The following is a 22816-nucleotide window of genomic DNA, read 5'->3' as shown; positions in this document are numbered from 1 at the left end:
TCTGAATATACTAAATTTAGTTAACAGTGTTAACTAAATTTAGTATATTCATATTGGAGCTTGATGCAAGACATTTGGTGGGTGTTAATTTTAATTTTTCTAAAATTAACATAATACACCTTATACGCAATACTTTTTAAATTGTGTTATAATTCAATGTGTTGATTTCAGTTTTATAGCCCACTCACCCTCGAATGGGCTTTTTTTATGATTGTTCACGTTCCACGCCTATTCTTTGATCAATGTTCCACGGTTTTATTTAATGTTGCTGAACAATCAATGGATACCAGTAAAGCCCTTTAGGTCTTCTGTTGCTTCAAATATAAAGTCTATCGATGACATTTTCATTTTTCAAATAGCGATAGACAGCCTGTCTGCTAATACCAAAAGCTTTAGCTAAATCGACTTTCGATGGATATTTCCCTTCTTTCCAGGCGTGTCGTAAAGCTTCAGCCTGCTCTTGATTTAACTTATGGACTCGACCTTTATATTTACCTTGAGCCGCTGCAATCTTAATCCCTTCTTTTTGGCGCTCTAAAATAATCTCTCGTTCAAATTGGGCAAAAGCCCCCATAAGTTGCTGAGTATTCTTATGTAAACCTACCAGTTATTCTTATTCAAATCCTGCCACTCATTTTGGATAGTAGTAGGCCATTGATTTTCTATTCAAATAATTCAAAACAAAATATCCAAATTTGAATCTTGAAGCACAATCTTAATCTGCTATAATTTGTACATCAAATTGATGTACTTGTTGGGTGGGATATGACTAACTTAGCAACGGAACGAATTAATATTCGTTCAACAGTAGATGCAAAAAATGTAATTGAACAAGCTGCGAATTTATTGGGACTCAGTGTAAGTTCCTTTATGCTTCAATCCTCATTTGAAAGAGCAAAAGAATTACTTAAATCTAATTATGAGTTAAAAGTAAATAATGCTGATCGAGATATGTTAATGAACATACTTGAGAACCCACGCCCTGCAAATGATGAGATGAAAAAATTAATGAGTTTATTAGATGAAAATTGAGGTTTTACAAGCCCATCATCAGAAAAAATCATTTAATTGCGGGCAAGATGATTTAAATAAATTCATAAAACAGTATGCATCCCAACATCAGAAATCAGGAACAAGTAAAACGTATGTTGCTATTGATGATGATCTACAAGTGAGAGGGTTTTATTGTTTATCCAGCACATCCATAGGATTTGATGTAGTTGATACTGTGCTTACTAAACGATTACCTCGTTATCCGCTCCCTTGTGTAGTTGTAGGTCGCTTTGCCGTTGATCAAACCGTTCAGGGGCGAGGAATTGGGAAAGTGCTTTTAGCCCATGCTCTTAAACAAGTTTCAACAGTTGCTCAAATTATTGGTGTTAATTTTGTTGTAATACATGCTAAAGATAAAAAAGCGATGGAGTTTTATCAGCGTTTCGGCTTTATTTCATTAACATCAAATCCATTAACATTAATATACCCAGTGAGTGAAATACCTAGTTTCAATTGAAAGTGGTCTACTAGCAATAGGAGTGACTGGTAAACTGCTTACAGGAATTAGTGGCTGATTTATCCAATAATCTGCAAGTTGCAACATCAAATTATCCATCGGGGTGGCCTGAGCCGTAAATGTAATATTCTCTTTCACAAACTGAATAGCCACTCCCCTTTTTACAAGCTGATCAACCTCAGTCACTAAATCTTTAAGACTCCTAGCGAAGCGATCCATAGAGTGCACAACAATCATGTCACCTTCACGGACATAGCTGAGCATTTCCTGAAATTTAGGACGGGCTGTATTTTTTCCTGAAGCTTTATCGACAAATAATCGGTCTACTTCAATTCCCTCAAGTTGGCGTCCAATATTTTGGTCAATAGAGCTGACTCTGACATATCCAACTTTATGACCTTTCATATTGTTATCTACTAGATGACTATTTCTGCTTATTGTAACTAATGAATCTTAATCTTAAAAGTTACATGTAACGTATGTATGAATTTCATTTAAATGAGACATGTATTTTACAGCTTTCACAGTGTAACTTTAGGGTATACTTTAAAGTTACACAAAACATCTATATGAAGACTAAAGTCCAAATTAGTGTTTATGTTGGTTCAATGTATTACATTTCGTATTTTCTATTTGTAACGTAATTTCAGTAATATTATGATTATGTTTTAGAACTTCTAAGGCCTTTTGATAGAGTTGATCTGTATTGCTATTCGGAGCAACCAAATGAGCAGTTAAATGAATATTTCTTGAGGATATAGCCCAGACTTTCAACTGATGAATCCCTTCAACGCCCTCTAGCTTCAATAAATCATTTCTTAACGACTCAATATCAATCTCATCAGGAACTCCTTCAAGCAGAATATGAATACTTTGTTTTAATAAAATCCAAGTTCGAGGTAAGACCCAGAAGCCAATTAACACAGCGATTACGGTATCAACCCACATCCACTGGGTAAAATAAATAACTATTCCTCCGATAATCACGCCTATCGATCCTAGAGCATCACTAAGAACTTCTAAATATGCACCTTTTATATTTAGACTTCCTTCAGCACTAGCAGAAAGGATTTTCATTGAAATCAAATTTATGACCAAACCAATGACCGCGACAATCATCATTCCAACACTTTGAATTTCAGCAGGATTCGTAAAACGTTGATAAGCTTCATATACAATATATATTGCTACCACAAAAAGCATCACCGCATTAAACAGAGCCGCTAAAATTTCAAATCGCTGATAGCCAAAAGTTCTTTTATCATCTGCGGCTTTTTTACCAATTTTGATAGCGGCAAGAGCAATAGCTAAAGCGGCTACATCAGTAAACATATGAGCTGCATCAGATAACAAAGCCAAACTTTGGGTAATAAAAGCAGCGACAACTTCTACTATTAAAAAAGTAGTCGTTAAACCTAAGGCAACCATTAACTTCTTACTATTTTCTTCAGTAACAACCGCATGGCTATGATCATGATGTTCTGACATAAAATATTTTCCTTATTCTATTTATGATGAGCAGAGATATTGGATAACAGCCAATATCTCTGCTGTAAATCGACTAATCTATTGGATTAAGAAACTTTCTTTTCATTTATCCAACGATAAAGCACGGGTAACAGCACCAAAGTTAGTAATGTTGAAGAGATAATCCCGCCAATCACTACGGTTGCCAGTGGCCGTTGAACCTCAGCCCCTGTTCCGGTTGCCAGCGCCATTGGTACAAAACCCAGTGAAGCCACACAAGCTGTCATCAACACTGGTCTTAAGCGCAAAATAGCCCCTTGCCACACGGCTTTATGCACTGGATATTTGTCCCTTAATTCCTTAATAAAGGTCAGCATTACCAGTCCATTGAGGACTGCAACACCAGATAAGGCAATAAAGCCAATTCCAGCTGACATCGATAATGGAATATCCCTTAGCCAAAGGAACAGCACACCACCGGTCAAGGCAAAGGGTACCCCGGTAAAGACCAATAGACTTTCTTTGACATTGTGAAAGACCGCCATCAGTAAAATAAAGATAGTGATTAAAGCCAGTGGAATCACGATTTGCATCCGTGCTTTGGCTGAAGCCAAATTTTCAAACTGACCGCCATATTCTATCCAATAACCACTTGGCAAAGTGTATGCTTTGAGCTGTGTCTGTACATCAGAAACAAAAGACCCTAAATCACGCCCTTCAACATTCGTTGTAACCACAACTCGGCGTTTACCATTTTCTCGACTGACTTGGTTGATTCCTTCAATGGTCGAGACTTGCGCGACATCCGACAATAAAATACTGCCACCATTTGGAAGCTGAATAGGTAACTGGGAAACAGATGCGACACTACGGTCTTGCTCTCCAAGACGGATAACAAAATCAAAACGACGATCGCCTTCTAAAATCTCTCCCACGCTTTGTCCACCAATACTTGCAGCCACCACATCCTGAATAGATTTCACACTCAAGCCATACTGGGCAGCTAAAGCTTTATCAATCTCTACATTGAGTAAAGGCAGACCCGAAGTTTGTTCAACTTTCACCGCACTGCTACCTGCGACTTGCTGAATGATTTTCGCGATTTTTGCAGCCTCAGTATTCAAAACCTGCATGTCATCACCAAAAACCTTCACCCCCACATCACTGCGTATACCTGAAATCAGTTCATTAAAACGTAGCTCAATAGGCTGAGAAAACTCACTGTTATTGCCGGGAATTGTCGCAAGATAAGCTTCCATTCGGGTTCGAAGTGCATCTAGGCTTTCTTTTGAATCTGGCCATTCCTCACGTGGTTTCAGCATGATATAACCATCGGAAATATTCGGTGGCATCACATCTGTCGCCACTTCAGCAGTCCCGGTACGGGCAAATATAGCTTTAATTTCGGGAAAGTTTTTCAGTAAAAGCTTTTCGGTATTTTCCTGAATACGTAAAGACTCTTCCAAGCCTGTGCTTGGAGAACGTAATTGCTGTACCGCAAAATCACCTTCACTCAGCTGGGGTGCAAACTCACTGCCAATCTTCGTGCTGAGCAGACCCGTAATGACCAAGAGACAAATGGCAAAAGTTAAAACCACCGCTTTGTAATGATAGGCTCCATCCAATATCTGTTGATATCGGGTTTTGAGCCAGATCATCCAACGGCTTTCCGTTTCTTTGATCTCCCCTTTAACCCATAAAGCAACTGCAGCGGGCACAAAGGTGATCGATAAAATAATAGCTGCCACCAGTGCGAGAACAACGGTTAAAGCCATCGGATGAAATAGTTTTGCTTCTACACCACTTAAAGCAAAAATCGGCAAATACACCACCAAAATAATAAGCTGACCAAAAATAAGAGGACGACGTGCTTGGCGGGCAGCCAGAAAAACTTCCTTAAAGCGTTCACTTTGTGTGAGAGGTCGTTTTAACAGTTGCTGTGTATGGGCTAAACGCCGGATACAGTTTTCGACAATCACCACAGCACCATCGACAATGATGCCGAAATCGAGTGCACCTAAACTCATCAGATTGGCACTGATATTTTTCTGTGCCATCCCGGTTAAGGTAAACAGCATAGAGAGTGGAATGACACAGGCAGTAATCAAGGCAGCACGGATATTCCCTAAAAACAGGAACAGAATGATGATGACCAGGATTGCTCCCTCTACCAAGTTTTTCTGAACGGTTTTAATCGCCTTCTCAACCAAGGTAGTACGGTCGTACACCGTTTCAATCACTACCCCTTTAGGCAAACTATTCTGAATATCTTGAAGCTTGGCATCCACAGCTTTAGAAACAGTCCGGCTATTTCCACCCATCGCCATCATGGCAATCCCTAAAACGGTTTCTTTGCCGTTATAGGTTGCCCCACCGGTTCTTAAATCATGCCCAATAGAGACTTGCGCAATATCACCAACCCGAATTGGGCTGCCATTTGGGCTACCCAGCATGGTGTTCTCAATATCAGAAAGCCCATTGAATGTACCCGGTACACGTACCGTCAGTTGCTGACCATTGTCTTCAATATAACCTGCACCTCGGTTCTCATTATTTTGCGCTAAAGCCTGTTGCAGTTGTTCTAATGAGATATTCAGTTGCTGCATCCGGTTTAAATCGGGAGAGACCACATAGGTTTTTTCAAAACCACCAATACTGTTGACCTCTGCAACTCCCTTAACACGTTGCAGTTGAGGACGCACAATCCAGTCCTGAATCTCACGCAAATCCATCGGCGTGTATGCAGTTCCATCCGGCTTTTTCGCATTCGGATCTGCCTTCAGTACCCATTGATAAATCTCACCGAGACCCGTAGAAACGGGGGACATCGTCGGTGCGATTTGTGCAGGCAACTCAGATTGCGCCTCCTGTATCCGTTGGTTAATCTGCTGACGGGCCCAATAAATATCAGTCCCATCTTTAAAGACAATGGTGACTTGAGAGAGTCCATAACGGGATATGGAACGGGTAAGCTCCAGATCCGGAATGCCAGCCATGGCATTTTCAATGGGATAGGTAATCCGCTGTTCGACTTCAAGCGCAGTAAAACCCTTGGCTTGAGTATTAATCTGGACTTGGGTATTGGTAATATCGGGTACAGCATCAATCGGGAGTTTCTGATAGCTATACACCCCGACCGCAATCCAGGTACAGACAAAGAGCAACACCCAAATCGCATTTTGTATGGAAAACTGAATGATTCGTTCGAATAAACCTTCTGGTTTTGGCAGATCAGAATTAATGTTCATGGCCTGCCTCGTCTTTTTCTAATTCAGATTTCAACAAGAAACTGCCTTGAGCGATATACTTCTGCCCTTCAGTCAGCCCAGAAATCACTTCAAGCCATTGTCCATCACTTGAAGCCTGCCCCAATTGCACTTTCTGTGCTTTTAAGTGGACTTGACCTTTTTGTTCTGAATCTACGATGAAAATACTGTCTTCACCTTCAATACTTTGCAGCGCAGACTTTTGAATCCGAAGGGCTGATTTTGCTGTAGCTTCCGGAATCAACACTCTCACTAGCACATTAGAACGCAACTCAGTAGCTTGCGCATCGAGTTTTGCGCGCACCACCAGACGCCCTGTTTGTACATCTGCCTGAGAGGTTAAGCTTTGTACAGTAGCTTTATAGATTTGATCTGAATCATTCACTTTAAAGTCAATTTTTTGCCCGGCTTGCAGTTGACCTGAGAATTGATTCGGCAAATTAAACTCAAGCCATAAATCTTTCAGCTGTTCAATGACAAAGAGCTGATTAGCCAGTTGCACATTTTCACCGACCACAATATCTTTTTGACTGATCACCCCAGAGATCGGTGCTTTAATCAGAAAACGCCCATTGTTATTGCCACTTGCACCTAATGCATTTAAACGTGCTTGTGAGGACTGGACAGTAATCTGCGCTTGACGGTAGGCATTTTCGGCACGCTGGTAATCCTGTTTGGCAGAAATCCCCTGTGACCAGAGTTGCTGTTCGCGCTGGTAATCTTTACGGGCCAAATCCAGATTCACCTGTGCCATACGCAGATTTGCCTGTTGGTCGATCAGTTCAGGCACGATTAGTACAGCCAGCGTTTGTCCTTTTTGCACGCTCTGTCCTAAAGCCACATTGACCTGCTCGACATGACCACTAAAATTAGGCGATATATGCGCTTGTTGATCGGTATTCACCACCAATTTACCTGGCAGGGTTGTCAGCTTTTCAACCAATCCTGTGGATGCAACAGCAACTTTTAAACCTTGTTCAACCATTTGTTGGCTGGTCAGTTGTATTTCGCCTTCTTCAGCATGTCCTTCTTCAGAACTATCTTCATCAGAATGTTCGGCATTTCCCTCATCATGACCATGCCCCTCAGATTCAGTTTTTTTTGAACTTAACCAAATAACCAGACTGACCAAGACCGTAATCAGAATCAAAATTGCAATCATGAGAGACTGGGATATTTTTCCGTTTTGCTTGGCGTTCATTTTATCGTGCTCCCCCATTGATTAAATTTTGCGATGCTTCGACTGCCTTTTTATTCAGTTGTGTATAGGCATCCGAACGGCTAATTTCTTCATAACTTGTGCCAATACTGAGTGCCTCAGCTGCGAGGGCAGTTTGCCAAGCTTGACGTAGAATTTGTAATTGACCCAATCGAAGATTCTGCAGTTGGGTGGTTGCTTGTTGAACGTCGGTAATGGACAGTTTCCCTGCCTGAAACCCTTGTAAAGTACGGCTCTGAACTTTGGTCGCCAAAGTAACTTGTGCTGTTGTGGCATCGAACTGGCTACGTAAACCTTTGAGCTGATGCATGCTGTTGGCAATATTGAGTATTTGTTGCTTCAGCTCACGCTGCTGCTGTTGGTTCAGCAATATTTGCTGTTGCTGGACCATCGGGATCGCATATTGCTGGCGGTTGAAAATATTCAGTGGAATAGCCACGCCGATTGCCAAAGTCGTATCGTTGCTTTCATTAGGGGTTTTGCTACGTTTCATGCCTACATTTAAAGTCGGATTGGGACGTGCCTGAATTCTTAAATTTTCAATTTGATGATCCGATTGCTGAATGTTCAAGGCATAGAATTTTTCTAGCCACCCTTCAGCAATATACCGTTGCACAGTTTGGAGACTTTGCTCTGGCCAAGGGATAGCGGTTTTATTCAATTGAAGATGTGAAGATGTTTCTCCCCCCCACAAATTAGACAGCTGACGACCGGCAGCTTGTTTATTCAGCATCGCTTGCTGATAAAGTCGTTGGATTTCTAGCGCTTCAATTTGGGTACGCTCAAAATCAACCAGGGCAATACTGCCTGCCTGATAGCGTTTCTGGGCACTGTCCAGATTGGCTTTACTTGTTTTTAACTGTACTGAATAAGCAGACTGCTCAACCTCAGCAAGTGCAAATTGCGACCATGCAAATTTAACAATCAGTTGGCTTTGTGCCTTCCATAATTGCTGTTGCAATTGGATTTGTTGATTCGAGGTATTGGCAATCACCCGGTTCAGCTTACGCTGACCAAATAGATCTAGAGGTTGACTAACGCCAACATTGAATTCCTGTTCTTGACCTGAGCCAAAGCCAGACTGTTCTAAACTTATACTTGGATTCTGCCATAACCGACTTTGCTGAATATTCAATTCAGATATTTGCTGAACTTGTTGCCACAGCTTGTCTTGAGTCTGGTAACTTTGTACTTTTGCTAAAGCGGATTCAAAGCTGGTAACGTTTTCAGCATAGCTATATTGCATAGCCGCTGCACATATACAAGCAACCAAGCTATGACGCAAGAGTATAATTGATTGTGAAGACATGATTTTTCCCACTTATTTAAATAATAAAAGTGGTGGGAATGTTTTAGGCTACCCCACCATGAGCGGGGAAAATTCGGGAGGTGGGCTTTGTTGAAACAGGTCAGGAGCCTGATAGCTGTTTTTCCAATGAAATTGTGGATTCACTTTAACTTCAGAGCTTGGATGAAACACATCTACTTTTTCATTTTGTACAATCAAATGCGTCATCGATGGTAGATGATCTTGATGATCTTCACCGATTTCTAAATCGCTACTGAATGTTTTTATGTTTTCTGACTGTCCATTATGATCGTGTTGACGACTATCGCTGGCACACAAGGTATTTTGGTGATGACCAAAATGATAACTCTGCTGTGATTGAGGCTGTTGTTCATGGACACAAAAGGCCGCCGCCACATTCCAAAAGCTTTGGAACATGAACAATCCAACCAAGACTGTAATCCATGTAGTAGAACGCATCATCATAACAATCGAAAAATTTGTACCAAGTATAAGGCTTAGAGCCACTCCAAGGTCAAGCTTAATAAATTAAATTAAACATTCAATGAACACTGAATAGCCGGCACTTTTGCAAATTTACCTTGTCTCTATAAGCTCACATCAATTTCAGGTAAGAATAACAATAGATAGTGAACCGTACCGGGTTTGTCGGAGACTTTTTATTTAAGTTAGGCCACCGGTAATCCTCCCATAAATAACCGAAGTTAAAAGTAGAGGTACACATAAGTTAAAATTTTATAGAATTGCTTGAGTTCAAAATCTCTAATTAGCATGTATTGAAAACATGAATATTTATCTAAAAAGAGAACTATTTAACATCATGGCTGTTATACGCAATAAAAAAACCTGGGCACCAACCCAGGTCTAAAATTTAAAAAACAGATAAATATCAGTGCAATAAACTCATTTTTCTAATTTCGCATAACGTGTATTATGTTAATTTTAGAGAAACTACTAAATTATATTGGGTTGTAAATATTTGAAATTCCGTTAAGATATTTTGGATTAAATTCTATTCCTAGATAGCATTCGTGTTGACTCATCTCTCCAAAAAACTTTGGTTTTGTTTTCTTATGGTTTTTGCCATAGGATGGAGTAGTGTGTCTGTTGCATCAGTAAAGATAATGCATATCAATATGCAAACTGAAATGAGCCAAGATCATTGTTTAGATCAAGCACAGCAAGTCACTCAACATGGTATTAATCACGAAGTACAGACGAATACCGATTGCCATAATCATTTAGCTCTTAATCAGAATATAGATCACAAAAAGTGTCAGGAATGTTCTAGCTTATCCTGCCAGACACAGATCTCATGTCTTCATTCTTTGCAAAGCTCGCTAGATCCCCTAGATACCTTCTATTCTATAGATCAGCCTAATTTTTATTACCCCAACCAATATCTAAATGGGTATTGGCAAGAAATTTCACGTCCTCCTAAAACTTAACCATTTTTTTTAAAATTTATTTATTTTTCAAAAATTAAGGTTAAGTTATGTCTCATAAAATTAGTTCGTACCTATTAGCAGGTATTTGTTTTGCATCGTCGCCTTTGGTTTTTGCCGAAGTGCGTGAATATCAGCTTGTTATTGATGAAGCAGTGGTCAGCCCAACTGGAAAGCCTGTAAAGCGCATTACCGTAAATGGTCAATTTCCTGCGCCTTTGCTTGAGTTTGAAGAGGGTGATGAAGCCATCATTCGCGTGAAAAATAATTTAAAAAACCAAGATTCTTCTATTCATTGGCACGGACTGTTGTTGCCGGGCATTATGGATGGTGTACCGGGATTTAATGGTTTTAACGGTATTAAGCCTCAAAGCGAGTATGTTTATAAATTCAAGATTCGCCAAAGCGGGACTTATTGGTATCACGCTCATTCTAAAGGACAGGAACAGGACGGCTTATATGGTTCTTTTGTGATTTATCCAAAAGGTAAAACACCATTGGCAGCACATGAAAAAGCTGAACGTGACTATGTGGTGATGTTGTCAGATTTTCATGAAAAAACCAGTGATCAAATTCAGAAAGATCTTAAAATTTCAGCTGAATATTATCAAGATCAGCGTGAAACCTTGGGTGATGTTTGGAAGCAGGTTAAACGTGATGGCATAAAAGCGACATGGTCTGACCGCAAAATGTGGAATCAGATGCGTATGCTAAAAACCGACATGTCGGATGTTACAGGTTATACCTTCCTCATTAATGGCAAAACACCTGAACAAAATTGGACAGGAATGTTTAAACCGAATGAAAAAATTCGCCTACGTTTTGTGAATGCATCTGCGATGTCTTTCTACGATGTCCGTATTCCTAACTTGAAAATGACTGTGGTCAGTGCTGATGGTCAGCCTGTAAAACCTGTTGCTGTGGATGAGTTTCGTATTGGCACAGCTGAAACTTATGATGTGATTGTGGAGCCAAAAGGCGGACATTATCAAATTGAAGCTGAGTCAATTGACCGTTCAGGCTATGCGATTGGTACACTGCACAATGAACTAAATCCTATGACACATGGCATTCATATGCCTGCACCACGTCCACGCTCACTTTTGACCATGGAAGATATGGGACATGGTGGTGGTGATCATGCAGGAATGGATCATTCGAAAATGAACCACGGCAATATGCAAGGCATGGATCACTCGAAAATGGATCATTCAAAAATGAACCATGGCGATATGCAAGGCATGGATCACTCGAAAATGGATCATTCAAAAATGAACCATGGCGATATGCAAGGCATGGATCACTCGAAAATGGATCATTCACAGCATGGCACAGCAAAACCACAAGAAAATGATCAAGTGGTTTATGGTTGGGCAAATGCATCTACACCTGCGGGCAATAAAGCCTTGCAATATAGTGATTTAAAATCTTTAGAACCGCAAAAAGATACTCGTGAAGCTAGCAGTGAATTAGTAGTGCGTTTGGGCGGTACTATGGAGCGTTATATTTGGACGATTAACGGTAAAAAATTCAGCGATGCTGAGCCATTAAAAGTGAAGTATGGCGAGCGTATCCGTATCAAATTTATTAATGACAGTATGATGGCGCACCCCATGCATTTACATGGCATGTTTATGCAGTTGGAGAATGGTCAAGAGTCGGTAGATATGCCGAATAAACACACATTGATTGTACCACCGGGTAAAACAGTCACTGCTTTATTAACTGCGGATGAGTTGGGCGAATGGGCAATCCATTGTCATTTGTTGTATCACATGAGTGCAGGAATGATGAACAAGTTGATCGTGGCAAATGTTAGCGATGAACAAGTGTCTACAACGCCAATTCAAGGTACAAATTCGACTCAAACTCACCAAGTAACTGAGCAAAAAGGAGCTGGACATGCACATCACTAATTTTGTATTTAAAGCGTTTTTTTCTGTTGCGGTATTGAGTTTAACAAGCTTAAGTTTGGCGCACGAAGGGCATCATTCAACTGCTCAGACTGATGGAAAAAATGTACCATCAATGAATCATCAAGCGATGTCTGAGATGGATCATTCACAGCATTCTCCACAAGAGCATGCACAACACATGCAGATGATGGGGAAAATGAATCATGCTGCACATTCAGCACCGATGAACCATCAACATGCAGGTCATCAGCCAATGCATCACAAATCAACAGAGAAACAGCAAGATCAAAAAGTACAGAAAGGAGATCAACATGCGCACCATTAATCTTTTTTCTAAAACTGTTTTAGCAAGCTCTTTGTTGATGGTCAGTGCAGTGAGTTTGGCACATAATGGTGAAGATCATAGTGCGCCTGAAAAAATGACAGTTGCTACATCTTCTAGTCAAAATCAGCCGATGCAAATGGATCGCTCTCAAATGAACCATAGCCAAATGAATCAGGCACAACATCAGGCAACATCTACGGTTAATCATTTACATCATGTACCAGATGCGAATGCTCAGCAGAGTTCGCATTATGATCATCGCTCAGAACACGGTGCGCAAATTTATGCGATTACGACAGTGGACAATAAGTGGCTTGTCAATGAAGATGGCACAGGTGATTTAAAGTCAGAGTTTGAAACCCGTATTGGCACAGATGAAAATAAGCTTTTTATTAAAATTCATGCCGATAAAGAAGAATCGCATGATGCACATTATGATGCCAAACTTTTATATAGCCGTATGATTTCAGACTTTTGGGATGCACAGATTGGTGCACGTTATCGTAGTGAAAAAGTTGAACTCAATGATCATCGCAAAGACACCGAAGAAAATGTTGATGCGGTGATTGGCTTACATGGTATGGCGCCATATTTCTTTGAAACTGATGCTTATCTCTATGCGGGAGAAGACAATTATGCGGGCTTTAGCCTAGAAACGGAACGTGATTTTCTGATTACGCAAAAGTTGATTATTCAACCTTATTTAGAGTTGGATGCTATCTTTAGTGATGACTCTAAATATGCGAAAAAAACTGGTTTAAGCAGTGCAACCGCAGGGTTTGAAACTCGCTATGAAATCAGTAAAAAGATCATGCCTTATATCGACATTGCCTATGAGTATTCAAAAGGTAATGATGAAACGTCGTGGCAAATAGAATCAAACTCTGAGAAAGGTTGGTTATATGGAGCTGGTGTTAGATTTAGATTTTAATTAATTTAATGATTACTAAATAGCTTTATTTAAATAAAACTCTAGCTTAATGTGGCCGGAAGCAAAATGTTAACTTATTTTGCTTCCTTCCATTTAACATAATGGCTGTTATACGAAACGAGAGTGTTAGAACCCATTTAAAGTGTCTATATTCTCACCAATAAAAATGTCCGGTTTCTCCGAGGTAAAATATGACTTTTGAACAAAAATAAGCCATTGTTTATTCTTTTTATTTCCAACAAAATTCCAGAACTCATCTACTTCGAGAGATTCATAATGACTTTGCTGAGGCTGAATTTCATAGGTTGATTCAGTTAAAGTACGTAAAACTTTACCGATACTGATGCGCTCAACTTCAGCAATATCTCGTATACCGCTGCCTCTGACCATCAACTGTAATATTTTACGAGTAATACCTGACTTACATCCTAGATAGCTCAGTGCATGATCACCAATAAACTGACGTTTACAGTCTTTGCACTGATAGTTTTGTTTCCCATCTACTTTGATACCATTTTTCTTTATACTATCACTGAGGCAGGTTGGACATTTGATTGCTAGAGTTATTTGCATTTCTCTATTTTATCAAAATCCAATCGGCTTTTTCTTCAGCATACTTTTTGAAACACTACCGAGGAGATTATTTATGACATTTAATAACAATGAAAATACACGTGTGTGGTTTATTACAGGTGCAAGCAGTGGACTAGGATACGAATTCACAAAAAAAGCATTGGAGTCAGGAGAGAAGGTTGTTGGTGTTGCTAGAAATATTGAAAAACTGAATGAGTTAAAATGCCAGTTTGAAGGAATGTTACTTCCTTTAAGTCTTGATGTTACTGATAGAAGTGCTGTTTCGACTACAGTGGAAACTGCCATTAAACATTTTGGAAGACTCGATATTGTCATTAACAATGCAGGGAATATGGTAATGGGAATGATTGAAGAATTTAGTGAAGATGAAGTTAGAAGCCAAATGGAAACTAATTTCTTCGGTACAGTATGGGTAAGTCAAGCTGTTATGCCGTACTTGCGGGCACAAGAATCAGGTCATATTATCCAGATATCTAGTATTGGTGGACTGATTAGTGGTCCAATGTCGGGAATCTATAGCGCTAGTAAATTTGCTTTAGAAGGATTTAGCGAGGCTTTAGCACAAGAAGCTGCACATTTTGGTATAAAAGTATCTATCGTAGAACCTGGAGGTTACTGGACGAATCTATACTTAAAAATGAGTTTTACTACACAGAAAAAAGAGTATGATTCATTACGTGAAAAGTTGGCCCAACAATATTCAAACGAATCGGTGGATAGTGATCCTAAGTTAGCCGCCGAAGCTATAATGAAACTGGTTAATAGTGAGAATCCGCCTCTCCGATTAGTTCTGGGAAGCCTTGTATATGATTTAGCTGTTGAAAATGCAGAAAAACGTATATTTACATGGAAAGAGTGGGAATCAGTCAGTCGTTCTTCGGAACATGGGATTCCTGCACCAGAAGGATACGGAATAATTGAGGAATAGAAACCCTAAGAAATAAACTCTCTAAACTACAAAAACTAATTAATGATTTAATATGTTTATTAACTTAATCGCTAGAAAGGGAGGCGATTGTATGGAATTGATAAAAATGAGAGGAATAGAAAAATATTTTGGAGGCAAGCTTCTTTTTACTTTTGATAAATTAACTGTTTTTAAGAACGATATTATTGGTGTAGTCGGGTTAAACGGAAGTGGAAAAACGACGTTGTTGGAGATCATTAACAATGATATAGCTCCTGACAAGGGAAATGTTGAGGTTAAGGGAGATATCTCTTATTATAAACAATTCGGTCAATACCACGAATCAGTAGATTCTTGGCAATTGAAAGAATTTCGCTCCAGCTCAACAATATCTGAAGGTTGGTTCAGTGGTGGGGAAAAAACTCGTTTACGTTTAGCTGAGACTTTTTCTAAGAGTAGTTCAATACTTTTACTAGATGAACCAACAGCGAATTTAGATACTAAAGGGATTCAATTGCTAAAGCGAAATTTAGGAAAATATAACACAATGATGATTATTAGCCACGATACAAATTTATTAGATGAATTGTGTAATCGAATTATTGAGATTGACAACAATACCATTAACTGTTTTGACGGGAATTATACTGCATATAAACAGCAGAAGGAACATCAAATTCACACTGAGAAAAGAGAATATGAAAATTATCAAGCAAAGAAAAAGCAACTAGAGGAAGCTTATTTGCAGAAAAAAAGGCAAGCTGAAGCGATAACAGATAAGCCAAGGAATATGAGTAATTCTGAAATTAGAGCTAGAAGTTTCATATCTACTTACAAGTCTTTTGGAGGGCGACAAAAAGCAATAGCAAAGCAAGCAAAAGCCGTGCAATCACGAATAGAGCAGTTAGATGTAAAAGAACAAGTCGAAGAACAGGCAAATATTCGAATTAATTTTGAGCTAACAAATCCCCCGAAAAATAAAATATTAATTCGTGGTGAAGAAGTAACTTTTGGATATGATAATCATTTGATTTTTAATCATGCCTCTTTTGAAATCCGAAACAAACAAAAAGTTGCTGTATTGGGGGATAATGGAAGTGGTAAATCTACTCTTTTTTCTTTAATCAGAAATAAGTATGAAGGGATCTATGCTGTACCGAAATTAAAAATTGGTTATCTGTACCAAGAGTTTGAAAATTTGCAGCCAGATAAAACTTTACTGGAGTCTGTCTTGTCTGACAGTGTACAAGAAAATCAGGTGGTGTTTCAAAAAGTATGCTGACATTAAATGAAGCCATTATTGATGTAAAAAAAGGTTAAGTCGAAAGCTTTAAAATGGTTTTCAATCTTTTTTGGGCACTGTTGCAAATAGAGATTTGAGTCGATGATGTTCCCTTTAAAAAGTGCTTAGAGACCGAAAACCCTGTTGATTAGACACACTTCACCCTGAGGCTGACCATAATAAAATGACGATGCTTGTCCTTTACGTAGTGCACGCATGACTTCAATACCTTTAATTGTGGCATAAGCAGTCTTCATAGATTTGAATCCTAATGTGGCCCTGATGATTCGCTTTAACTTACCATGATCACATTCAATGACATTATTTTTATACTTAATCTGCCTGTGCTCAATATCTACTGGACATTTTCCTTCTCGCTTTAACCGTGATAAAGCATGGCCATAGGTCGCTGCTTTATCTGTATTGATGACCCGTGGAATTTGCCATTTTTTCACCGTATTGAAGATCTTTCCTAAAAAACAATAGGCTGATTTACTGTTCCGTCTAGCGGAAAGGTAAAAGTCAATCGTATGACCACGTTGATCAACTGCACGATACAGGTAAGTCCATCGCCCCTTCACTTTGATATAAGTCTCATCCATATGCCATGAATGTAAATCTGTAGGGTTACGCCAATACCAGCGTAACCGTTTTTCCATTTCTGGAGCATAACGCTGAACCCAACGATAAATTGTACTGTGATCCACATTTATGCCTCGTTCAGCGAGCATTTCTTGAAGTTCACGATAGCTGATGCCATATTTACAATACCAACGAACAGCCCAAAGAATGATTTCACCTTGAAAGTGCCGACCGTGGAAGGGATTCATCTGCTGTATCTCGAAATAAATAAGATATTTAGCTTATCATGTCAGCCTATTTGCAACAGTGCCTTTTTAGGTGGTTCCGCTAGGGTATACTGAAAATAAACTTGTCCTGTACCTGATTCCAGTAAAACACTCTCCGAAAATATCGAGACGATTCACGGTTGGTTACAGATAGTTTGGGTGTTATTTTTATCTCTATGCTTGATAGGCTTTATGAGCTTACCACAAATAATTTTTCATTCGGTCAGTCCTCGCTTTCATCCGACCAATTTTGACTCAACTCACTCACCAAACGACTCTCATCGCATTTAAAATCAATATAGTGATAGGTATTGGCAGGCAATAGCCAATCCTGCCCTGTCAGTGGACATTTTTGTTCCATATCTTCTGCCTGTGTCCAATCACGGTAATTCATTAGAAAATAATAGGTGGGTACACCTGTGCTTTGTTCAATGATACGGCACAATTCTCGACCTATTTTGCTATGCTCAGAATTGGGATTTTGCATTTGCTCTAAGGCAAAGGCTTCACTTACTGGTTGAGAACCAAGCCACAAACGATATAACGCTTCAGCCTGACGATACCATGACCACACATTATCATAACAAGGGTGATCAGGTTGGGTATATGGGATTTTATATAGAGGAATACCTTGTAAGGTTACTCCATCTAGTAAAGGCGAACTCCAGCCCCAACGCAACATGTAAAATTCAGATTGCGTTGGTACGGCATAACGGGGAAGAGGATAGTCATGGTCTTCTCCGATATACAAGGTTTGAATGGGTTTACCTGCTAACTGTTCGATTTTATTGTGCATTTCTTGGGCATAGCTGTTCATATTTTTACGGTCAAGGGCATCCATTTCAGGACACACCACAGTCACGCGAGTAATATCATTTTGGCTAACAGCTAAATGATGGTTACGGGGTAATATTTGTCCGTTGCCTTCTAAATTTCCTAAATAACAAAATACATCATGGTCGTGGCTATCATCATCTTCAGCGATACCTGTATATTGGGGTATGATAATATCAAAGGCGTGCATTTTTATATCTCATGCTTAATTTATATTAAATATATTTGGGGATGTTGCTGTTGAAATTGGTTAAAGTGCTGTCTTGTAGTGTCAATTTAACCTATACCGTCAATGCCGTACACTCTAAATATTAATAATACTTAAACTACTTGATATTATAACTATAATTTTTCTTATCATATTTACCGAAATAAGGAACAGCTACATCCTTATGCACTGTATTATTACTATCAGTATATGTAATTACTATAGAGTCTTCGGTGTCAGAATATTTTATAGGATACTTAAATGATTGATTAGGAGATAAATTACCTATATTTTCTGATTTATTAGTGGTTTTATAAGTTAAATTAACCTTAGTTATATCTTCGGAGGTTTTGTTATTTATAATTAGCATCCCTTCTGATTCACTTTGACTGGAACAAGCCACAGTAATTAATGCACTTAAGCTAATTACATACAGTTTTCTTATTGAGATCTTCACGAGCCAAACCTTTAGTTATTTTATTTAATACAAAATAATTCTATGCAAGAAATGCCACTCTCAACTTCTTAAGCCTATTGGAATGGCTGTATTACAAGAATTGTAAGTTTAATATTGAAAGTCTAACCTTCGTAAAATAAATGATTTAGCGAAAAAAAGTTGAGAGTTAAGCATAAAATGGAATCTTATTTTTCACCAAAGGAATTAGAAGATGTTAAAGAACCATTAGTTATAACTTTCATTTTGAGACTACCCTAAATTCTGTGTAACTATCTAGTTTTCTAAAATACTTCTTAAATTTTGTCAAAATGGCTTTATTAGCTCGAAAAACTAACTTTCTATACACCATGAAGTACACCGCGACTACCTAAATAACTCAATATACCAATATCATTAGCCTACAGCCTAAGGTTCTAGTCCTCACTAGGGTACCGAAGCAGTGAAATTGGTTTGCCATAGGCATACTAATCAGAGTATGAAAAAGAAACTCCTCTCTCTGCAAATTCTTGATTGAAAACACTAAGAACCTTCATACTAAAAGTATAATAAATAAGTACTAGCCTTTCTATTATGGTGATGTCGTTCATATTCCAAGATATTCTCCGATCATCTAATAACCCCTCCCAACTAGGATCGTTTATTTTAGGTATAGATTGACTGCCGTAAGAAGGTATTTGATCAACTAAATGACGCATATCATCGAGTTTTTGATTTGATAGGGGTTACCCCAGAATTTGGAGAAAATAGTACGACAAGGAATTTTGTCGACTAATTAATTTATTAAAATCAAAGATTTATATTTTTATGCTTTGCCTGTCTGCTAGAGATTGGCAACATGCAATTTAATTGAAAGATTTTTAACGAAGTTCTTAAATAACAACTACATAGAAGTAAATAAATGTACTTACCGCCCTATAATTTCCGTTTTCTGTGCTGACCCCTAATATAGCAGTTTTTCACTGAATAGAACTCAGATAACTTATCATTTGGTGATAGTCAGAAGCCTTTATTCCCTTAAAATAATTTTTGTTTTTGATATCAAGGACTACTTCTACCACAACCTGTAAACAGCGAATAAAAATCTTAAAATTTAAACCCTAATTTCGATAAGAAGGGTAAATATACTTTCTGCTTTTCACTATCTAATAATGCTTCAGCAATTTGTTCAGCAAACACATCGTAACTTCGACCTGCTTGCCCTTGTGCCAAATACGATGCCTCATGTAATTGAGATATTTTTTTAGCGAAGGCAAAGCGTTGATTATCGGTCATGGTTATAAACATATCTACTGTATGTGGATCACGCTCTGTCTTTTCAGCTTTTACCGTTTTGGGCTTGGTTCTTTGTTTAAATTTAAAGGTAAATCCTGTAATAGTGCGACCTTGCTTGTGTTGCTCATATTCAGCAATAATATCCGTGTGTTCGTTAATTTGACGGCACTGTTGCAAATAGAGATTTGAGTCGATGATGTTCCCTTTAAAAAGTGCTTAGAGACCGAAAACCCTGTTGATTAGACACACTTCACCCTGAGGCTGACCATAATAAAATGACGATGCTTGTCCTTTACGTAGTGCACGCATGACTTCAATACCTTTAATTGTGGCATAAGCAGTCTTCATAGATTTGAATCCTAATGTGGCCCTGATGATTCGCTTTAACTTACCATGATCACATTCAATGACATTATTTTTATACTTAATCTGCCTGTGCTCAATATCTACTGGACATTTTCCTTCTCGCTTTAACCGTGATAAAGCATGGCCATAGGTCGCTGCTTTATCTGTATTGATGACCCGTGGAATTTGCCATTTTTTCACCGTATTGAAGATCTTTCCTAAAAAACAATAGGCTGATTTACTGTTCCGTCTAGCGGAAAGGTAAAAGTCAATCGTATGACCACGTTGATCAACTGCACGATACAGGTAAGTCCATCGCCCCTTCACTTTGATATAAGTCTCATCCATATGCCATGAATGTAAATCTGTAGGGTTACGCCAATACCAGCGTAACCGTTTTTCCATTTCTGGAGCATAACGCTGAACCCAACGATAAATTGTACTGTGATCCACATTTATGCCTCGTTCAGCGAGCATTTCTTGAAGTTCACGATAGCTGATGCCATATTTACAATACCAACGAACAGCCCAAAGAATGATTTCACCTTGAAAGTGCCGACCGTGGAAGGGATTCATCTGCTGTATCTCGAAATAAATAAGATATTTAGCTTATCATGTCAGCCTATTTGCAACAGTGCCCTATAAAAAGGGAGCTTTAGAGACTGTAAATAAAACTGTATTTACACAGAATTATTTACACCCTCGTGTGACAGTGCCGCCCTAAATTAAATAACAAATTTTTTCTATCTTTACTCTTGAATTGTCATTTAGATCAGGATAACTACAATAATTCTCTGATCCCCCAAATCTCTCAAGTTTTTCTAATATTTTCCTGTACATACCTCCCTTTTAAGCGTATCTAGATTTGTATTTGGAATTATATATTCTTCTTTTGTAGGTTCCATAGCTATTGGATCACCTGTTACTTCTTTGTACATAACTCCTCCTAGTCTTCGGAATTTTTCTTGTTCGCAATCTATCTCATATAGAACTGTTGACCTATTCTTCTCCTCTTTAAACTCGGTTTCTACCCAAGCTCTTGTTATTTTGGGATTCTTTGTACTATTTAATTTTATAATTTTAGATTGATAATTTGCATTATCTATAATTATTTTTGCAAATATATTTTGAGCATTAAGAACCATTACGCTGATTAATGTAATTTTTAATAGTCTTTTCACCTACTTAGTCTCTTTAAAGCTAATTTCCAGAAATATACTTATATTATTTCTGTTGTTCAATTTATTTTTTAATTTAATAATTTTAAATGGGTTAAATGGGTAAGGACACACAAATGGGAAAAACTCCCTGTTGCTATACGAGATCAATTTAAGAAGTAACTAGCCAAAGTCATAGAGCAGCCACATATTCCAAAGAATATGCTGAGAGGCAATCTTGCAGGTTGCTATAAAATTAAATTATTAAAAGCTGGTGTCAGACTTGTCTATCAATTTAAAGATGATCAGGTAGTTATCTTGCTCATCACAGTCGGGAAACGAGCTGATAGCATAGTTTATGACGAAGCTAAAAAGCGTATTAAAGACTAAAAATGGGAGCTTATAGCTCCCATTTTGAATGGGTTCTAACATTTTGACTTTGCATAGCACCTATTATATTAATTTTAGGAATACTTAAGTTTAGTTAAGAACAATAGTCTTGTTTAAATCTTGAATAAGGAACATTTCTACGTTGTGTTAGATCTTTCCCTTTTAAATCATTGGCTAATTTATCTGATAATTCTTCACTAGATTTTATTTTGTTTGGAACCCATGAATAAGCATGTCTAGGTAAAATTTCAAAAAGATTAGTCATACCAGGTACATAAGAATACTTAAATTGAGTATAAACTTGATCATAGAATCCCTTACAGATTCTATCATTTTCTTTTGAAACTAAATTTCTATTCATAGATGTTGAGAAGTCATATAAGCTCCCATTTTTGTATTCATAATCATATTTTTTCCCAGTTTTAGGACTTTGGCTTGATGTTATTTTTATACCTGAATTAAGCTCTGAAATAGTAATATCTAATGACTCTTTGAATTCAATAGTTTCAGATTTAATTAATTTTGCTAGATCGTTAAACTCATATATAAAATAATGGCTTTCTGGGCTACTCATACCAAACCATGCGCCACATGTACTTGTTACAACATAAGTATTCTGCTGTTGCTTATATATCTTTTCTAAGATTTCACATTGTGGGTCGATCTCACTAATAAAACCAGCATTTCTATTATTGTTCTCAATAGAAAATGGATACTGTTTTACATATAACTCACTGTATTTATTTGTTATTTTATATAAACCAATATTTTCTGGATAACCTTCATTATTTTTTATAAATTTGAATGGCTTAACTTCAATGGCATACGCAACACTACCAGCCATTATGAGAATATTTAGTAGAAATATTTTAGAAAGAGGACTTTTCACTTTAAATACCTTATAAGTTTAAATTATAAAGTAATTTTAGCTACTAATTAAAAAAAAAGGTGAAATATTCAATTATTAATTGTCCATTTAACATAATGGATATTATACGAAGTACACTTGTAACTCCAAAATAGAAATGTCCGGTTTCTCCAAAGTAAAAATGTCCGCTTTTAGAATATGCGCTGTTGCAATTTTCTTAGCGGACGGTTTGATATGTTGGTGTCTATGTCGGATAAAGAACTTAA

The 22816-nt window shown here is 37.9% G+C and carries 21 protein-coding genes and 2 pseudogenes; 8 read left to right on the top strand and 15 right to left on the bottom strand.

Features of this window, described 5'->3' with window-relative positions; all coding sequences use genetic code 11:
• Positions 1 to 316: 316 nt before the first annotated feature.
• Positions 317 to 574 (bottom strand): helix-turn-helix domain-containing protein, encoded by a 258-nt coding sequence (locus tag FTT99_RS15790; RefSeq protein WP_004733310.1) that lies wholly within the window; start codon positions 572 to 574, stop codon positions 317 to 319.
• Between the two features lie 191 nt (positions 575 to 765).
• Here FTT99_RS15790 and FTT99_RS15785 point away from each other — a divergent pair, with 191 nt between their 5' ends.
• Positions 766 to 1032 (top strand): DUF1778 domain-containing protein, encoded by a 267-nt coding sequence (locus FTT99_RS15785; RefSeq protein ID WP_004733309.1) that lies wholly within the window; start codon positions 766 to 768, stop codon positions 1030 to 1032.
• Positions 1022 to 1510: a GNAT family N-acetyltransferase gene (locus FTT99_RS15780; RefSeq protein ID WP_004733307.1), complete on the top strand. Its 489-nt coding sequence runs from the start codon at positions 1022 to 1024 to the stop codon at positions 1508 to 1510. Before FTT99_RS15785 ends, FTT99_RS15780 begins: the two co-directional genes overlap by 11 nt.
• A 75-nt stretch (positions 1511 to 1585) precedes the next feature.
• Here FTT99_RS15780 and FTT99_RS15775 read toward each other — a convergent pair.
• From FTT99_RS15775 to FTT99_RS15750, 6 genes and pseudogenes are all read right to left on the bottom strand, one after another.
• A pseudogene (locus FTT99_RS15775) lies at positions 1586 to 1915 on the bottom strand (recombinase family protein); the annotation flags it as partial.
• A gap of 183 nt (positions 1916 to 2098) precedes the next feature.
• Positions 2099 to 2998: a cation diffusion facilitator family transporter gene (locus FTT99_RS15770; RefSeq protein WP_005028603.1), complete on the bottom strand. Its 900-nt coding sequence runs from the start codon at positions 2996 to 2998 to the stop codon at positions 2099 to 2101.
• An 86-nt stretch (positions 2999 to 3084) separates the two neighbouring features.
• Positions 3085 to 6225, bottom strand: coding sequence for an efflux RND transporter permease subunit (locus FTT99_RS15765; protein WP_096902762.1), 3141 nt, complete (start codon positions 6223 to 6225; stop codon positions 3085 to 3087).
• On the bottom strand, positions 6215 to 7444 hold the full coding sequence (locus tag FTT99_RS15760) for an efflux RND transporter periplasmic adaptor subunit (RefSeq protein ID WP_016658777.1): 1230 nt from the start codon (positions 7442 to 7444) through the stop codon (positions 6215 to 6217). Before FTT99_RS15760 ends, FTT99_RS15765 begins: the two co-directional genes overlap by 11 nt.
• A gap of 1 nt (position 7445) precedes the next feature.
• On the bottom strand, positions 7446 to 8771 hold the full coding sequence (locus tag FTT99_RS15755; RefSeq protein WP_035269736.1) for a TolC family protein: 1326 nt from the start codon (positions 8769 to 8771) through the stop codon (positions 7446 to 7448).
• Between the two features lie 48 nt (positions 8772 to 8819).
• Positions 8820 to 9236, bottom strand: coding sequence for a cation efflux protein, CzcI-like (locus FTT99_RS15750; protein ID WP_227591103.1), 417 nt, complete (start codon positions 9234 to 9236; stop codon positions 8820 to 8822).
• 1030 nt (positions 9237 to 10266) lie between these two features.
• On the opposite strand from FTT99_RS15750, the gene FTT99_RS15745 reads away from it, so the two are divergent.
• Genes FTT99_RS15745 through FTT99_RS15735 form a run of 3 tightly spaced genes read left to right on the top strand, consistent with a single transcriptional unit; the run spans position 10267 to position 13388 of the window.
• Positions 10267 to 12132: a copper resistance system multicopper oxidase gene (locus FTT99_RS15745; RefSeq protein ID WP_104988058.1), complete on the top strand. Its 1866-nt coding sequence runs from the start codon at positions 10267 to 10269 to the stop codon at positions 12130 to 12132.
• Positions 12119 to 12457 (top strand): hypothetical protein, encoded by a 339-nt coding sequence (locus tag FTT99_RS15740; RefSeq protein ID WP_004897649.1) that lies wholly within the window; start codon positions 12119 to 12121, stop codon positions 12455 to 12457. The genes FTT99_RS15745 and FTT99_RS15740 overlap by 14 nt, the downstream gene beginning before the upstream one ends.
• Positions 12444 to 13388 (top strand): copper resistance protein B, encoded by a 945-nt coding sequence (locus tag FTT99_RS15735; protein ID WP_154320112.1) that lies wholly within the window; start codon positions 12444 to 12446, stop codon positions 13386 to 13388. Before FTT99_RS15740 ends, FTT99_RS15735 begins: the two co-directional genes overlap by 14 nt.
• Positions 13389 to 13592: 204 nt before the next feature.
• Here FTT99_RS15735 and FTT99_RS15730 read toward each other — a convergent pair.
• A pseudogene (locus FTT99_RS15730) lies at positions 13593 to 13961 on the bottom strand (IS1-like element ISAba3 family transposase); the annotation flags it as partial.
• A gap of 73 nt (positions 13962 to 14034) precedes the next feature.
• On the opposite strand from FTT99_RS15730, the gene FTT99_RS15725 reads away from it, so the two are divergent.
• Both FTT99_RS15725 and FTT99_RS15720 read left to right on the top strand, forming a co-directional pair.
• Entirely contained in the window at positions 14035 to 14910 is an 876-nt protein-coding gene (locus FTT99_RS15725) for an SDR family oxidoreductase (protein ID WP_078081115.1), read from the top strand.
• Between the two features lie 91 nt (positions 14911 to 15001).
• A complete protein-coding gene (locus tag FTT99_RS15720; RefSeq protein ID WP_179989164.1) occupies positions 15002 to 16171 on the top strand; it encodes an ATP-binding cassette domain-containing protein in 1170 nt (389 codons plus the stop codon).
• Positions 16172 to 16296: 125 nt separating this feature from the next.
• On the opposite strand, the gene FTT99_RS15715 is transcribed toward FTT99_RS15720, so the two are convergent.
• The 6 genes from FTT99_RS15715 to FTT99_RS15690 form a co-directional block, all read right to left on the bottom strand.
• Positions 16297 to 17001, bottom strand: a complete 705-nt coding sequence (locus FTT99_RS15715; protein ID WP_043963410.1) for an IS6-like element IS1008 family transposase — start codon at positions 16999 to 17001, stop codon at positions 16297 to 16299.
• Between the two features lie 241 nt (positions 17002 to 17242).
• A complete protein-coding gene (locus FTT99_RS15710; RefSeq protein ID WP_114237944.1) occupies positions 17243 to 18043 on the bottom strand; it encodes a DUF2310 family Zn-ribbon-containing protein in 801 nt (266 codons plus the stop codon).
• A 136-nt stretch (positions 18044 to 18179) separates the two neighbouring features.
• Positions 18180 to 18518 (bottom strand): hypothetical protein, encoded by a 339-nt coding sequence (locus FTT99_RS15705; protein ID WP_114237945.1) that lies wholly within the window; start codon positions 18516 to 18518, stop codon positions 18180 to 18182.
• Between the two features lie 1083 nt (positions 18519 to 19601).
• Positions 19602 to 19967 (bottom strand): RepB family plasmid replication initiator protein, encoded by a 366-nt coding sequence (locus FTT99_RS15700; protein ID WP_218944957.1) that lies wholly within the window; start codon positions 19965 to 19967, stop codon positions 19602 to 19604.
• A 39-nt stretch (positions 19968 to 20006) separates the two neighbouring features.
• Positions 20007 to 20711, bottom strand: a complete 705-nt coding sequence (locus tag FTT99_RS15695) for an IS6-like element IS1008 family transposase (protein WP_043963410.1) — start codon at positions 20709 to 20711, stop codon at positions 20007 to 20009.
• Between the two features lie 245 nt (positions 20712 to 20956).
• On the bottom strand, positions 20957 to 21316 hold the full coding sequence (locus FTT99_RS15690; protein WP_179989163.1) for a surface-adhesin E family protein: 360 nt from the start codon (positions 21314 to 21316) through the stop codon (positions 20957 to 20959).
• Between the two features lie 171 nt (positions 21317 to 21487).
• Between FTT99_RS15690 and FTT99_RS15685 the strand changes: the two genes are divergently transcribed.
• A complete protein-coding gene (locus FTT99_RS15685; RefSeq protein ID WP_050595110.1) occupies positions 21488 to 21682 on the top strand; it encodes a type II toxin-antitoxin system RelE/ParE family toxin in 195 nt (64 codons plus the stop codon).
• Between the two features lie 94 nt (positions 21683 to 21776).
• Here the strand turns inward: FTT99_RS15685 and FTT99_RS15680 are convergent, their stop codons facing one another.
• The gene (locus tag FTT99_RS15680; RefSeq protein WP_031946098.1) at positions 21777 to 22571 is read right to left on the bottom strand and encodes a hypothetical protein; all 795 of its coding nucleotides are present in this window, start codon (positions 22569 to 22571) and stop codon (positions 21777 to 21779) included.
• Positions 22572 to 22816 lie beyond the last annotated feature (245 nt).

It is taken from the genome of Acinetobacter sp. YH12040, from assembly GCF_013420005.1.
Lineage (GTDB): Bacteria > Pseudomonadota > Gammaproteobacteria > Pseudomonadales > Moraxellaceae > Acinetobacter > Acinetobacter amyesii.
Note: the sequence above shows the minus strand (reverse complement) of the source record. Positions and strands in the feature narration are given on the sequence as shown.